The following is a 13,703-nucleotide window of genomic DNA, read 5'->3' as shown; positions in this document are numbered from 1 at the left end:
GGCAAGCTGTCTGGGGTCAGGTGTGGCGAGTTCGGGGTGGAAACAGATGCCCCCGGTGATGGACACAGATAGCCATATGGCCTTCCTGTTCCTTCGGACCTCCGTCCTTCGTCGTCGCTATTGCGGGAACCAATACAGCGACGGGAGGGACCGTGTAGGTGGTCGCTATGAACCTTCCTATACTAATAGGTATATGCACAGGGGGGCGCATCCTAGTGTGTGGGGTAATTGATTGGGAAGGACACAGAGCCGTCCTTAGGGGGCAGCTAGGCGGAAGGGAATACCGACGACGGAGGACGGAGGTCCGAAGTAAATCAACCCTCCAGCTCCGGCACCTAGGGGGGCCTCAGGCACCAGGAACACCTACACCTTCGGGATCGCCCTCACAGACAGACAGAAGCCCCTCACGGCCCTCCCTGCGGTCCTGTTGGAGGCTACAAGCTACTCCCGCAAACGCGAGGAAAGCTTCCGCTTGGGCTTCTGAGGTGTCCCCTCCAGAACGTGAAGGATATCCTCCAGCCCCCTAGGCTTCATCTGCATATAGCGCATGGTGGTGACGATGGCCGAATGGCCCATCCACTCCATGACGCGCTTGATATCGACACCAGCCAGAACCAGACGGGTGCAGCAGGTATGCCGGAGGACGTGCGGGGTGACGTCATGGAAGTCCAAGACCGCCCGCATTGTGTCCCATCATGACCGCATTTTGTGTTCGTTCTGGCTCGTGAACGGTCCCTTGTTGCCCCGAGCTTCCAGCCTTTGGCGGCGGGTGAGCATCTCCCTCACGCGCTTCGTCAGGGGGACCGTGCGGGGCCTCTTGGTCTTCGTCTTCCAGAAGGTCACGGTCGAGAACTGAGGGCCGAAGTCCTCCCATGCAACCGTCATCATTTCCGCGAAGCAACGCGCCCCGGTGTCGATGAGGGCGATGGTCAGGTCAAAGTTGTCCTGATCGTTCTGCGCCGACCAGTAGGCCAGCAAGACGCGCTCCTCCTGCTCATCCAAGAACCGGAAGCGGGTCTTCTCGACAGCGTTCCACTTGATCGAGGGCATCTTGTCGATGGCCCCGGCGTCGTGCGCCGTCTTGAGGATTTTGGAGAGGGCGGCGATCTTCTTGTTCACGTAGGAAGGTGAAAGCCCCTCGTCAGCGAGGTCCGACTTCCAGTCTGCGATATCCGCCGAAGTGATCTCGTTCAGGGGCTTATTGCGCCCCCAATGGTCCACGGCGGTTTGCCCGTTGCGGATTTGGGCGACACCTCCACGGGCCTGAGAGGACCAGACGGTGCGCTTCACGAAGTCGAAGCATGGTCCGAGGAGGGAGAGATCGCGGGTCTTGGAGCCGCTGATGTGAATGCTGACAGGCGGGAGAGGTTTCCCCATTTCTATCGCGTCACGGGCCGCTACCTCCCATTTGACTGCATGTTCCTCGGTCGGGAACGTGGGCCGGAAGCGATTGCCGTCCTCAAGGGTGACGTCGGCTTGCCACTTGTTACCTCTTTGCCGTGCCATGTTACGCCTCCCGGCTGGCGAGAGGAACGACGGCGGCGGCTGAGGCTGCGGCTTCTGCTTGTGCCAAGACTTCATCGATCTTGGACCGTGCCCATTTCAGCGGTCGCACCACGTCGGCGCTCGCTACCGGATGCCCATTCACTGCCGCCCGCATGGCCGACATGATGAACTCTGCGGCGATGGTCATGTCCGACATGCTGTAGTCGAGCGGGGTGGCGGATTTCTGCTGTCTGCTGGTTTGCATTGGAAGCCCCTGTTGAGAAACGAGGCCCCCTTAATAGCCAGGAAAACAACCGGCACAACAAGGGATAAGGACACCCGAAGGTGGCCGTTCGTGGTGGTCACTCGGGGGTGACGATTGGGGGCAGATGGGGTCGGAGCCGGATGCGCATTTTGTGCCAAGGCAGTCACCCGAAGGCGACGACATGCCAAATTGTCGCACCCTACCGGCCGAACAGACTATTCAGGACAGACCAGATGCCGCCCACGGCCAAAGCGCCGATCACCAGCCAACTGCCGACAACAACAATGGCGTCCATCGTTATACCTCCTCAGTTACGTCTTCGCCGGTCGTGGTGCCGAGCGCCCGATAGACACTCGCCTTACTCATGCCCACCTTCGCCATGATTTCCCTGATCAGCAATCCCTCGTCTCGCATCCGCCGAATGTCTGAAATGACGTCAGGCGTGGCTTGCGCCTTTCTGCCGAACTTCGTCCCGTTGTCCTTCGCCTTGGCGATGCCGTCCATCTGACGCTCCGACCGAATGGCTGTCTCGAACTCAGCAAAGACTGCAAGCATCTGGAGCATGGCCCTACCAGCCGGACTGCTTGTATCGATGCTTTGATCCAGCACCATCAGCCCCACACCCTTGCCCTCAAGCTCTTTCACGATTGACAGGAGGTCGGTGGCAGAACGAGCCAGCCGGTCAATTTTGGTGATGACGAAGGTATCGCCCTTGCGGGCAAACCTTAGAGCCTCCTTGAGGGCGGGACGATTGCTGTCTACGCCAGACCGCTTCTCCTCAAAGATATGGTCGGGGGTGATGCCAGCCGCTAACATCTTGTCGCGCTGGACCTCAAGGCTCTGCCCTACCGACGAGACGCGAATGTAGGCGATGAGTGTCATGTCTCAAATCCTCTAAGACGTTTCCATCCTTGAGATATGAGACATGATAAGAGACGCGTCAAGAGACATTCTCACAATGTATAGTTTTTGAGACGAGAGGTGGCATCGCTTCTGGCGGGAAGAGCGTTTGCCAGGAATGCGAACCGCATCTGTGAGGCAATAGGGCGGCGACCGCATGGGGGGACAAGCGCCTCCAGAAATGTCTAGTTTGGGTGCCTCGGAAATTTCGGCAATTTTTAGGTGGCTCAATTTATCCTGATACCCGTACCGCACTAAACATGGGCTAGGTGCTTGGCTTCTTGAGATCGCGTAAGGGAACCCCCATCACAATGCACTCGTCGCTATCAGACCCGCCCTCCCTGCGGAATAGCTCGTCGTCGGCATCAAGCTCACCCACTGGAACGGGCTTGCCTGTCCACCCGCAGTCCTCGCAGGTGGGACGCTCCCAAACCACCTCTGGAAGCTCCTCGTTGTAGCCTTCCTGTGGAGACAGGTGTGGCGAGCCACATTCTGGGCATTCTTCGGGGACCATACGGATGTGTCGCAGGACTAAAGAGGTCGCTAAGCCAAGGCCATGCTCGACGGTCGACAGAGCGGCTTCTGCGTCGTGCCATGTCGCTGAGTGTGCGTGTGTCAACCAATTGGCGAACACCCATGCGTCGCTGAGGAGAGACTTGAATAGGTGTCTGCGGTCCTTCTGGGAGCCTCCAGAGAGGATTGTGTCGCAGATCACATCATTCCATCCCCGAAAGTCTGCTCGCTTTGGCGGCTGCTCTATGGGCCACTCTGAGGCGTCTTGTGCTGCGGCGACGTAAGCAAGAAGGGCTTCTCGGCTTCGCACACCGATGGCCTGATAGTCCGACACATTCTGCGCCTGATGGAGCGCATCGTTCGCCTCGCGTAACTTGTTGAACACTTCCCCAAAGGGCAGCACTCGGCGGCTTTCGATGCGCTGTTGCTGCGTACGTGGGATACGGAGGCACAACCCCATGTGGAAAGTGACGGCCAAGTCCATGTTCGGGAATTGGTCTTGAGAGTAGAGGTTGGTTGGATTGGTGATGACCCACCACCGACCGTCGCTTGTGTGCAAATCCCAGACATCGTGCCGATGGCCCATCACCGTTTCAGCATAGACCTTCTGGAGGAAGTCAACACGGGCATCTGCCGACGATTGCGAAAGAAAGTAACGGACGATATCAGCCTTCTCGTCCTCTGTAGCATGTAGCATTTGGCTTTCTGCCCCGATCTCAATTGGCGGATAATGGGTCAAGAGGCTGGGCAGGAAACCCTGCGTCAGAGCCGCAAACGGCCGTGCGTAACGTACCTCGCAAAACTACGGGGCCGCTAGGCTACCTGACACGGTCAGCAAACAACCTGCGCGGTATCGATGAACTGGCGGAACAAATCCTGCCATTCGCCCACCTCACGTCTCTCCAAGGCCTTGCGGATCGTTGCCATGTCAGTGGAAATGACCAGCGCGTAGATTTGGCCACCTTGTTCCCTTACATTTTGCCGAACACGTTCCAGCATTTCCTGTTGATCGCCCTTTTGGTAGCTAAGACTTGTGAGTTGGTCCAGTTGCTCACTCGTCATTCTCACCGCAGATGGCAAAGCACTTTGCGGGGGACCAAAAGGCTTCATCGCCATAACCATTCCTGTGAAATTGAGGTCGAAATGGCCGTCGGCGTCAACCGGGACAACAGTTTGGATGTGGGCTACGGCTGTGGCCTTGTAATGCACATACGTAGACGGCATCCCCATCACCAAGGAACCATCAAACATTTCTCTGGGGAACTGTTTGGCTAGGGCCTTCCACAGCAGTCGCCCTAGAGTGTCGATCACGCTTTCATGGGGATCAGGTAGCGAACCTTCTATTTCTTTCAGCGTAGCTCCATGCATGAGGCTGTTGCGGGTTTTGTCGAGTAGCGCCACCGTTGCATCATCGCACCCCTCATCCGCATCCATAAGCAAGGCGCGGATAGCTTGTTTGGCGTAGGGCCTATGCTGCGGATGGGTTTCGCACTTTTCGCAATAGAGGGCAGACTGACAGTGCGGGCATTTGTCATTTACCTTCGCAGCGGGCTTCTGGAATTCAGCCACGATCTCCAGCGCAAACCAGAAGTAGGTGAATTGGTCGTCGGGCGCTGAGGCGTCTATTCCTCTTCGATACCATCGCAGGGCGCGCCTGATGGCGGGCGGAATGTCAAATTCGAGCAGACGTTCTATCGTATGTGCGTGATCATTATCCAGGAACGGCTGCGGATCATCGTATTCAATCCTATCGCCCCACATGCGCACATCTCTCATTCCGCCTTTCGACGGTTCTGCATTGACGATCTGCCTGATCCGGTGCTTTCGAAATGCAGAGCCTGTCGTGAATGCGAGCATGTTTAGGCAGGTCGCTAGGTGGTCGTCTGCCGTATCAGTCGCCTCATCCAATGCCTCCGCATCGAAGTAGACATGAACTGCAAGCAAGAACGGCGTGGTGAACTCCGAGCGAGGAATGTTCCTGATCAGGGCTTTGAACGCCTCGCGTGGGTCGGAGATTTTCAACACCTGACCGTCGGCCACAACCGACACGTCCGAGGCGACCTCAAAGTTAGCCACAAAGCGCATGGATTTTATCCCTCGCATCACCCAATCAATACGATGTTGATGCTGGACTATAGCCAGAACCTTGCCAAGCGTCATGCGTCCGCTTACGCTCACCAGCGCGGTCCACAATAGGGCCACAAGAGGTCCACGCGCCCTCTGAGGTTTAATCGGATCGGATGTCTAACGCCCTGAAAGCGTTGATCTAATTTTGGGGTCAATGGGTTTTGGTTTGGCGCTCTCCCCCACTTCGGGTGCGCCACTCTTTTCGCTATATAAAAAATAGATGGACAGCAATAACAGTCAGAGTTGAATGCACATGCATCGCTGGCTATTGCTTTACTGTTTCGGTGCGCGCATTGCGGTCGAGCTGGAAAATATCATACCATTCAAGTCGCTGCTCGCCTGCAAGGCGATGTAAGCGTGTCCGCTTGCGAGGCGTGCCGCCGTTGACTTTCTTTAAGAGATAAGTTGGAACGGCGCCGGAAAGGCACCGTTCAGCCGGCTTTTAGCTGCTGAGACGATTCCGCGGTAAAGATCGCATGATAGCTCGGAACGGCGCATGCCAACGGCATCAAGCATAATTCGCCTAGCAAGGCTTCAATAAACATCTCCGCCCGACGAATAATGATCCAAGCCCTTTCCAACTCCTCGCCGCTAATCTGTATGAATACAGCAGAGCTACCAAGCGCGTCACCACAACTGAAGGTGCCGCAAACGAGTTCATGAAGGGAAACATCACGAGCCGATCTGACGAGACGTGCCCTTGAGGTCAAGCGACCATGCTTGAGGGCGTATGCTGCGTCTCGTGCAACGCGAAATTCTTGTGAGATCTGGGCCAAGTGATTCTTTAGATCGCTGTCTTGTAAGCCGCCGCGGCTGGTGTTCTCGCATTTTACCTCATCCAGATAAGGGTGTTTTTCGTCCTCAAGTTGAACAAATAGAAGTCCAACAGCAGCATCGAGGCCCAATATCGCATTAACGGCGTGTCTGTAGTCGCCGTCGTCATTGATGGCGAGGGCGATATTGGGGCGGCACACTTCCTGAAAGAAATCGACTGCGTTCATAAAGCTTCCCATCGTCACATCTGGTATGCATGTGACGATAGTCTGGATGCAAAATGAAAAAGTGCAAGCTGGCGTTTAGCCGTTCAGACGATCTTGTATCCCCGGTCGAAATAGACAAGCGCCTGGCCTTCTGTCTGGGAATGGATGTCTTCCACCTCGCAGAACAGCACGTCGTGGGTGTTGCCGTCGGCCACCGAGCGGATGCGGCAGTCAAAGGAGGCAAGTGCGCCTTCCAGACGCGGGCAACCGGTCGGGCTGGTGGACCAGTTGGCTGCGGCAAAACGTTCGTCGACGGGCGTCTTTCCGCCGAAGAGGCGGCTGAGTTCGATGTGATCGGCTGACAGCACGTTGACGCAGACGACCTGGTTGGCCGAGACGGCCGGATAGGCAGACGAGCCGCGGTTGAGGCAGACGATCAGCGTCGGTGGGTTGTCGGAGACGCTGCAGACGGCCGTGGCGGCAAAGCCGGCGCGGCCGCCGGGGCCATCGGTCGTCACGATCGTGACGGCAGCGGCAAGGCGAGCCATGGCGTTGCGGAAGGCGAGACGACGGTCCTCGCCTGCGGTCTCTTCGGGGGCGGCAAGGGTCGGCGCTTGAGCAGGGGGCATGCGGATCTCCAGAGGGCGTGTGCGTGGCAGTCTACGATGTTTTTCGGGCAGGGGTTCATCCGCCCGCCAACAAAATCTTGTCTGGGGGCTAGGCGGTCGAGCCCACATGGTCTGTCTTCAGGAAATCGATGACCGTGCGGTTGAACGCATCCGGGAAAACGATGTTCATGGCGTGGGCGCCGCTGTCGCTGAGTGACAGGGTGGCGTTTGGCAATCCTTCGGCCAGCCGCTCTGAACGCGTATAGGGCACCAGAAGGTCGTCGCGCGTCGCCATCACCAGCGTCGGTGCGGTGATTTCGCCAAGCCGCGCATCCACGTCGAAGGCGCGCAGCGCTGCAATTCGCCTGATAACATTGGTTCTGCCCTGGAAATGGGACACGCCGTGTTTGTCGTCGTCGGCAAGACGGGCCGCGTTCGCGCTCATCCACCAGGCGGGATAAAGAAACAGCGGTTGCGCCTTCACAAAAGCTTCCACGCCGGATTTTTCCAACAGTTCCAGGCGGATATCGAAGCAGCGGCCGGAATGCGGGTCGGCCTTGCTCCAGGCATTGATCAGCACGAGCTTTTCGATCAGTTCGGGGCGGCGGAGCGCAATGTCGAGGCCGATCAGGCCGCCCAGCGCATGGCCGATGACGTGGAATTTTGTCAGCTTCAGCGTATCGACAATCTCCAGCACGTCGTCAGCCATGGCGGAAATACCGCCCTCCTCAGGCACCTCGCCGCCGGTGCGGCCGCAGCCGCGGTGGTCATAGGTCACGAGACGAAAATGTTCGCCCAGCGCCTCGATCTGCGGTGCCCAATAGGCGCCGGAGCCGCCAAGCCCGGAGGAGAGGAGGATGGTCGGGGCATCGGGAGCGGTGTTGCCGTGGATGTCGTAATGCATGTGTTTTTTGCTCTGGCTTGCCCCTCACCCTGGCCCTCTCCCCGCGGGGAGAGGGGAGAGCCTCGGGTGTGGAGTGGTTGCATTCTGTCCCTCTGCCCGCGTACGGCAGGGCAATCGCCTATGAGACAAGTCCCCTCCCAAACCCTCCCCACGAGGGGGAGTGCTTAACCCGGTCGCACCGCCTGGTGCAGGAACCGGGCGCTTGCTGCGCAGTATCTCCCCCTGTGGGCGGAGATGCCCGGCAGGGCAGAGAGGGTCTTATTTCAAATGCGATGGCCCTCCCGTTTGCGGGGAGACTGTGCCGGCAGGCGGATGCGGTAGGGTTTAACGCCCGCTCACTTTTTCCCGATATGCGCCACCGTTGCGATTTCCACCAGCGCATCCGGCTTCACCAGGCCGCATTGCACGCAGTAGCGGGCCGGCTCGTTGCTTGGAAAATATTCCGCATAAACCTTGTTCACCGCCTGGTAATTGGCCCAGTCGGTGACGAAGATGTGGTTCATCGTGACGTCCTGCATCGTGCCGCCGGCGGTTTCGATGACGGATTTGATCGTCTCCAGCACGTGGCGGGTCTGGGCGGCTGCATCGCCGACATGGACGACGTCATTGTTCTTGTCGAAGGGCAGCGTGCCCGAGACGTAGAGGATGCCATCGGCCAGCGTGCCGGGCGAATAGGGGGCGAGCGGCTTGGATGTGCCTTCGGGAACGACGATGGTTTTCGGCATGCGTGAACTCCTTGAGGTGATGAAAGGGATTATTCGGCGGCATCGGCAGGGGCTGCCTGACCGATCGCGCCACAGAAATCATTGACGGTTGAGACCCAGCCGAAGAATTTTTCGACATTGTAGACTGTCGCCTGCTGGATGAACTCAGGGCCGAGGTGATGCGTCGCATCCTCCAGCATCACGCCGAAATATTCGAGGTGGAAGGCATCGCGCAGCGAGCTTTCGACGCAGACATTCGTGGCAATGCCGACAAAGACGAGATTGCGGATGCCGCGGGCTCTGAGCACGCTGTCCATATTGGTGTTGAAGAAGCCGGAATACCGCGTCTTCGGCACCAGGATATCACCCGGCTGCGGCTGTAGCTCATCAACGATCGCGTAATCCCAGGTGCCCTTGGCAAGAAGCTGGCCCTGCAGTTCCGGCCGGGCGCGCATGGTTTTCAACGCATTCGACTTGTGCCAGTTGGGCGAGCCCGGGCCACCGGCCTCGACATAATCCTTGTCCCAGCCGTTCTGGAAATAAACGACGAGCACGCCCGCTTCGCGGGCCGCATCCAGTGTTTTCTTGATGTTTGCGATAGTGCCCTTGGCGCCGGCAATGTCGAAACCGGCGAGATCCACATAACCGCCTTCGGTGGAATAGGCGTTCTGCATGTCAACGACGACGACGGCGGTTTCCGAGGGTTTCAGCGTGATCGGCTCGGGGCGGGCGGGAAGCGTGACGCTTTTCGTCCGTTCCGGGCGCGGCTGATAACCTGCAACAACTGTGTCGCTCATTCGGCGGCCTCCAGCATTTCGGTCACATGGGCACGGCTTTTCATCAGCGGCTGCACATATTTGCCAAACTTTTCGATGCCTTCGAGAAAATCGTCAAACGTCAGCATCACGCCGCCGGTGCCGGGCACTTCGCTCATCTCGTCCAGCATGGCGGCGACTTCGGCATAGGAGCCGATCAGCGTGCCCATGTTGATGTTGACGGCAGAAACGGGGTTTGCCATGTGGCGCACATTGGTGTCGGAGCCGGACTTGGTGTCGGCGGCACTCTGCAAGCCCAGCCATTTGATGGCTTCCTCATCGGCGCCGGCCTTGTAATGTTCCCACTTGGCAAAGGCCTCTTCCGTGGTTTCTTCGGCGAGAACCATGGTCAGCACGAAGGAGCGCACCTCGCGGCCGGTCTTGGCGGTTGCCGCCAGCAGGCGATCATTGGTGGGCGCAAAGGCTTTTGGCGTGTTGACGCCAACACCGAAGCAAAAGCTGTAATCGGCATATTTCGCCGAAAAATCCATGCCGGCATTGGACGAGCCGGCGCAGATCAGCTTCACATCGCCTTCCGGGATCGGCTTCATGCGGCAATCGTCCATCTGGAAATGCTTGCCCTTCAGGTCCGACTGGCCTGATGTCAGAAGGTCCTTCAGAACGGTCGCGTATTCCGACAAATATTCGTAGCGGTCGGAAAAATAGTCGTCGCCGGGCCAGAGGCCCATCTGGCTGTATTCCGGGCGCTGCCAGCCGGTGACGAGGTTGATGCCGAAACGGCCGCCGGAGATGGAATCGATCGTGGTCGCCATGCGCGCCACGATCGCCGGCGGCATGATGAGGGTGGCGGCGGTGCCGAACAGCTTGATTTTGGAGGTGACGGCGGCAAGGCCCGCCATCAGCGTGAAGCTTTCGAGATTATAGTCCCAGAATTCCGTCTTGCCGCCAAAGCCGCGCAGCTTGATCATCGAGAGCGCAAAGTCGAAGCCGTATTCTTCGGCCTTCAGCGTGATCGCCTTGTTCAACTCGAAGCTCGGCTTGTATTGCGGCGCGTTTTCCGACAGCAGCCAGCCGTTATTGCCGATTGGAATGAAGACACCGATTTCCATGTTCATGCTCCCTCTGTCGCGAGGCACGACCGGCCTCGATATGACAACAGAAAAGCAATCCGCGTGCCAGAATGAATATGTTCTATTTATTCAAAGGCTTAGAAATTTGATCTCCAGAAAATTTATCAGATGGTCAAAAATTTACCGTCCGATCAATAAAAATGCGGCGGCGTGCCCGGCCAATAGGCAGGCGCTTGGCTGTTTTTTGATCTTTGTCAGATACTGGCGCTGAAACGGGCGTCGTTTCCAGATGCAGAAAACAGCGCGTCAGCCGCAGCGTTTTTTCAGCCGGGCGAGATTGACGATCTCGATATGACGATTGGCGGTGATGGTGATGATGCCATCCGATTTCAGCCGCGAAAATTGCCGCGATACGGTTTCGATGGTGAGGCCGAGGTAATCGGCAATATCGAGGCGCGACATCGGCAGGTCGAAAACGCGGGTCTCTCCCCGTGCATCCGGATCGAGATGGGTTGCGATCAGAAGCAGAAGGCTTGCCACCTTTTCTGCCGCCGTCTTGCGCCCCAGCGTCACCATCCAGTCACGCGCCTCGTCCAGTTCGCGCAAGGCCTGGTCCATCAATCGTTTGCGCAAGACCGGATTGCGCTCGACCAGCCGTTCCAGCGTCAACTTCGGAACGCGGCAGATGGTAATGTCGGAGGCAGCCTCCGCCGTCATCGGGCTTTCGCTGGCATAAAGGCGGCCAACGAGATCCGGCGCAAACTGCAGGCCGATGATCTGCTGGCGGCCATCCTCCAGCGTTTTCGACAGTTTGACCACGCCGCTCATCACATTGTCATAGGCATCGACATCGGTGCTTTCGCCCACAAGTTCCGTGCCGGCCGGCTGTTCGATCTGCCGGGTCTGGCGCGAAAGCTGCAGCAGTTCTTCCGGGGCAAGCGCGCCGCACATGCCCTTGTGGCGCACGTCGCAGCTTTTGCAGAGCACGGGGATGTCGAGGGAGTGGATATCGCGGCGGGTTATGTCCATGGCCTATCAGATATAACTCCTCCGGCGCGGCTGCGCCATCCGGCTTGACCTTGATCAAGGCGGCCCGTTTTTTCCCTTTGTATTCTGGAAAGGATCAAAAGGATGGGACCATGCAGCCAGATCTTCTTGCCCGATATTCCGCCCCCGTGCCGCGCTACACGAGCTATCCGACCGCCCCGCATTTCCATCCGGGCGTCGGGTCCGAGGCCTATGCCCGCTGGCTTGGCAAAGAGGACGGCGATGCGCCGCTGTCGCTTTACCTGCATGTGCCCTTCTGCGACCGGCTGTGCTGGTATTGCGGCTGTCACACCAAACAGGTGAAGCGGTATGATCCGGTTGGCGCCTATGTAGATGCGCTGGCGGCGGAAATCGCGCTTGTTGCATCCCACCTGCCGAAACGGCGCAGTGTCGGCACGATCCACTTTGGCGGCGGTTCGCCCACCATCCTGTCACCCTCGGATTTGACACGGCTTCGCCAGGTGCTGGAGGCACATTTCGACATCGACCCGACGGCAGAAATCAGCGTCGAGATCGATCCGGGCTACGTGGATGCGGTCAAGCTTGCCGCGTGGCGGGATTTCGGCATGACGCGGGCAAGTGTCGGCGTGCAGGATTTCGATCCGGCGGTGCAGGCAGCGATCAACCGGCCGCAGAGCTTTCACCAGACGGAGCGTGTCGTCAGCCTTCTGAGGGAACTCGGCATTGGCGGCGTCAATCTCGATGTCGTCTACGGCCTGCCGCACCAGACCAAGGAGAGCCTCAAGGAAACGCTGACGCTCTCGCTCTCCATGCAGCCGGACCGCTTTGCCATTTTTGGTTATGCGCATGTGCCGTGGATGAAGAAACACCAGACGCTGATCGACGAGGCAGCGCTTGCCGGTGTCGAGGGGCGGCTGGAGATGTTGCAGCTGATCGGCGAGCAGTTGAGTGCCGCCGGTTATCTGGCCATCGGCATCGATCATTTTGCGCGACCGGGCGACAGCTTGGCGCAGGCGCTGGACCGGGGTGAGGTGAAGCGCAATTTCCAAGGGTATACGACCGACCGCGCGCCGAGCCTGATCGGCTTTGGCGCCTCCTCCATCGGGCGGGTCGAAGGCGGTTATGTGCAAAATATCGTGGCGACGGGCGACTATATCCGCACCGTGCGCGAGGGGCGCCTGCCGATTGCCAAGGGCTTTGCGCTTTCCCCGATCGACCGGGCGGTCGGCGATGCCATCGAAGGCTTGATGTGCGCTTACGAGTTTTCCGTCTCTGCTCTCAGGGCGCGTTACGGTGCCGCCGCCGAAAGCGTTCGGGCAGATGCCGAACGCATCGAGGCGGATGACACGGACGGCTTCATCCGTTTCGATGGCGACCGTTTCGAGGTTCTGCCACAAGGGCGGCTGTTCGTGCGCACGATCGCGGCCCGCTTCGACCGTTATTTCGGCGCCGGCAAGGCGCGCCATTCGGTGGCCGTCTGACGATCAGCGTTTGCCCCAGGCAATAAAGGCGGGATTGGCGAAATCGGCCATGTCTGGGCGCCGGCGCTTGCCATAGAGCAGCGGCGTTCCGTCGGTGAGAAGTGTGGCGCCGCCGGCGGCCCGCAGCACGGCATCGCCGGCAGCCGTATCCCATTCCATGGTGCGGCCAAAACGTGGATAGACGTCGGCAAGTCCTTCGGCGAGCAGGCCGAATTTCAGCGACGAGCCGATGTGGCGACACTCCGACACATTCATCTGCTGCAGACAGGCAGCGGTTTCCGGATCCTGATGCGACCGGCTGGCCATGGCAATCGGCGGCGTGGCGACCGCGCGCCCGCTGATGGCATGGCGCGAGATAACCTGCTGGTCGGCGTCGAGCGTCAGTTTGACAGCGCCATCCGGCCCGCCCAGATAGGCTGTGCCGAGCACTGGCGCATGAACAATGCCTGCCACCGGCACGCCGTTATCGATCAGCGCGATGTTGACGGTGAACTCGCCATTGCGGCTGATGAATTCGCGCGTGCCATCCAAGGGATCGATCAGCAGGAAACGGCCGCCTGAAATATCCGGCACGATGCCGGCGGCCACCTGTTCTTCCGCAATGATCGGAAGATCGGGAAGCGCCGGGGCAAGGATCGACAGGATGATCTCTTCGGCGCGGATATCGGCTTCCGTCACCGGGGTCGCATCGGCCTTGGTATCCACCGCGCAGCCGCGCGCGTAGATATCCAGAATGACGCGGCCGGCCTCAAGGGCGGCCTTTTCGAAAAGAGCAAGCATTGGCATGTCCATGGCATGGGTCTTCGTGTGGTGATGCGGTATCGGGCGCGAAAAAGCAAATCCGCCGCCTTGCCGGGCCGGGCCGGCTGGTCCTATGGTCGC

15 protein-coding genes are annotated in these 13,703 nt (G+C 59.0%); 1 reads left to right on the top strand and 14 read right to left on the bottom strand.

What is annotated here, in order from left to right; translation table 11 throughout:
* Window positions 1-441: 441 nt before the first annotated feature.
* From AC4CWH_RS14300 to AC4CWH_RS14240, 13 genes are all read right to left on the bottom strand, one after another.
* Window positions 442-684, bottom strand: coding sequence for a tyrosine-type recombinase/integrase (locus AC4CWH_RS14300; RefSeq protein WP_491319249.1), 243 nt, complete (start codon window positions 682-684; stop codon window positions 442-444).
* A 9-nt stretch (window positions 685-693) separates the two neighbouring features.
* Entirely contained in the window at window positions 694-1,506 is an 813-nt protein-coding gene (locus AC4CWH_RS14295) for a tyrosine-type recombinase/integrase (RefSeq protein ID WP_491319248.1), read from the bottom strand.
* 1 nt (window position 1,507) lies between these two features.
* Entirely contained in the window at window positions 1,508-1,750 is a 243-nt protein-coding gene (locus AC4CWH_RS14290) for a hypothetical protein (protein WP_491319247.1), read from the bottom strand.
* 297 nt (window positions 1,751-2,047) lie between these two features.
* On the bottom strand, window positions 2,048-2,632 hold the full coding sequence (locus AC4CWH_RS14285; RefSeq protein ID WP_491319246.1) for a recombinase family protein: 585 nt from the start codon (window positions 2,630-2,632) through the stop codon (window positions 2,048-2,050).
* A gap of 283 nt (window positions 2,633-2,915) precedes the next feature.
* Window positions 2,916-3,860: a hypothetical protein gene (locus AC4CWH_RS14280; RefSeq protein ID WP_491319245.1), complete on the bottom strand. Its 945-nt coding sequence runs from the start codon at window positions 3,858-3,860 to the stop codon at window positions 2,916-2,918.
* 134 nt (window positions 3,861-3,994) lie between these two features.
* Window positions 3,995-5,323, bottom strand: a complete 1,329-nt coding sequence (mauJ, locus tag AC4CWH_RS14275; RefSeq protein ID WP_491319244.1) for a methylamine utilization protein MauJ — start codon at window positions 5,321-5,323, stop codon at window positions 3,995-3,997.
* A gap of 398 nt (window positions 5,324-5,721) precedes the next feature.
* Window positions 5,722-6,291 carry a hypothetical protein gene (locus AC4CWH_RS14270; RefSeq protein WP_491319243.1) on the bottom strand — a complete coding sequence of 190 codons (570 nt, stop codon included), beginning with the start codon at window positions 6,289-6,291 and terminating at the stop codon, window positions 5,722-5,724.
* An 83-nt stretch (window positions 6,292-6,374) separates the two neighbouring features.
* Window positions 6,375-6,899, bottom strand: a complete 525-nt coding sequence (locus tag AC4CWH_RS14265) for a flavin reductase (RefSeq protein ID WP_491319242.1) — start codon at window positions 6,897-6,899, stop codon at window positions 6,375-6,377.
* An 88-nt stretch (window positions 6,900-6,987) separates the two neighbouring features.
* Window positions 6,988-7,782, bottom strand: a complete 795-nt coding sequence (gene rutD, locus AC4CWH_RS14260) for a pyrimidine utilization protein D (protein WP_491319241.1) — start codon at window positions 7,780-7,782, stop codon at window positions 6,988-6,990.
* A gap of 335 nt (window positions 7,783-8,117) precedes the next feature.
* The gene (gene rutC / locus AC4CWH_RS14255; RefSeq protein ID WP_006728548.1) at window positions 8,118-8,507 is read right to left on the bottom strand and encodes a pyrimidine utilization protein C; all 390 of its coding nucleotides are present in this window, start codon (window positions 8,505-8,507) and stop codon (window positions 8,118-8,120) included.
* A 29-nt stretch (window positions 8,508-8,536) separates the two neighbouring features.
* Window positions 8,537-9,283, bottom strand: coding sequence for a pyrimidine utilization protein B (gene rutB / locus AC4CWH_RS14250; RefSeq protein ID WP_491319240.1), 747 nt, complete (start codon window positions 9,281-9,283; stop codon window positions 8,537-8,539).
* Window positions 9,280-10,371, bottom strand: a complete 1,092-nt coding sequence (gene rutA / locus AC4CWH_RS14245; RefSeq protein ID WP_491285454.1) for a pyrimidine utilization protein A — start codon at window positions 10,369-10,371, stop codon at window positions 9,280-9,282. Before rutA ends, rutB begins: the two co-directional genes overlap by 4 nt.
* Before the next feature lie 267 nt (window positions 10,372-10,638).
* Window positions 10,639-11,361: a Crp/Fnr family transcriptional regulator gene (locus tag AC4CWH_RS14240; protein ID WP_491319239.1), complete on the bottom strand. Its 723-nt coding sequence runs from the start codon at window positions 11,359-11,361 to the stop codon at window positions 10,639-10,641.
* A 110-nt stretch (window positions 11,362-11,471) separates the two neighbouring features.
* Here AC4CWH_RS14240 and hemN point away from each other — a divergent pair, with 110 nt between their 5' ends.
* Entirely contained in the window at window positions 11,472-12,821 is a 1,350-nt protein-coding gene (hemN, locus tag AC4CWH_RS14235; RefSeq protein ID WP_491319238.1) for an oxygen-independent coproporphyrinogen III oxidase, read from the top strand.
* 3 nt (window positions 12,822-12,824) lie between these two features.
* On the opposite strand, the gene cysQ is transcribed toward hemN, so the two are convergent.
* Window positions 12,825-13,613, bottom strand: a complete 789-nt coding sequence (gene cysQ, locus AC4CWH_RS14230; protein ID WP_491319237.1) for a 3'(2'),5'-bisphosphate nucleotidase CysQ — start codon at window positions 13,611-13,613, stop codon at window positions 12,825-12,827.
* Window positions 13,614-13,703 lie beyond the last annotated feature (90 nt).

The organism is Neorhizobium sp. PAMB6716, from assembly GCF_058242805.1.
The sequence above is the reverse complement of the archived record's forward strand: the minus strand, read 5'-3'. Positions and strand labels throughout refer to the sequence as shown.

Coding starts and splice junctions, on each gene's coding strand:
- AC4CWH_RS14300 (WP_491319249.1), bottom strand. CDS start 684: ATGCGGGCGGTCTTGGACTTCCATGACGTCACCCCGCACGTCCTCCGG.
- AC4CWH_RS14295 (WP_491319248.1), bottom strand. CDS start 1,506: ATGGCACGGCAAAGAGGTAACAAGTGGCAAGCCGACGTCACCCTTGAG.
- AC4CWH_RS14290 (WP_491319247.1), bottom strand. CDS start 1,750: ATGCAAACCAGCAGACAGCAGAAATCCGCCACCCCGCTCGACTACAGC.
- AC4CWH_RS14285 (WP_491319246.1), bottom strand. CDS start 2,632: ATGACACTCATCGCCTACATTCGCGTCTCGTCGGTAGGGCAGAGCCTT.
- AC4CWH_RS14280 (WP_491319245.1), bottom strand. CDS start 3,860: ATGCTACATGCTACAGAGGACGAGAAGGCTGATATCGTCCGTTACTTT.
- mauJ (WP_491319244.1), bottom strand. CDS start 5,323: ATGACGCTTGGCAAGGTTCTGGCTATAGTCCAGCATCAACATCGTATT.
- AC4CWH_RS14270 (WP_491319243.1), bottom strand. CDS start 6,291: ATGAACGCAGTCGATTTCTTTCAGGAAGTGTGCCGCCCCAATATCGCC.
- AC4CWH_RS14265 (WP_491319242.1), bottom strand. CDS start 6,899: ATGCCCCCTGCTCAAGCGCCGACCCTTGCCGCCCCCGAAGAGACCGCA.
- rutD (WP_491319241.1), bottom strand. CDS start 7,782: ATGCATTACGACATCCACGGCAACACCGCTCCCGATGCCCCGACCATC.
- rutC (WP_006728548.1), bottom strand. CDS start 8,507: ATGCCGAAAACCATCGTCGTTCCCGAAGGCACATCCAAGCCGCTCGCC.
- rutB (WP_491319240.1), bottom strand. CDS start 9,283: ATGAGCGACACAGTTGTTGCAGGTTATCAGCCGCGCCCGGAACGGACG.
- rutA (WP_491285454.1), bottom strand. CDS start 10,371: ATGGAAATCGGTGTCTTCATTCCAATCGGCAATAACGGCTGGCTGCTG.
- AC4CWH_RS14240 (WP_491319239.1), bottom strand. CDS start 11,361: ATGGACATAACCCGCCGCGATATCCACTCCCTCGACATCCCCGTGCTC.
- hemN (WP_491319238.1), top strand. CDS start 11,472: ATGCAGCCAGATCTTCTTGCCCGATATTCCGCCCCCGTGCCGCGCTAC.
- cysQ (WP_491319237.1), bottom strand. CDS start 13,613: ATGGACATGCCAATGCTTGCTCTTTTCGAAAAGGCCGCCCTTGAGGCC.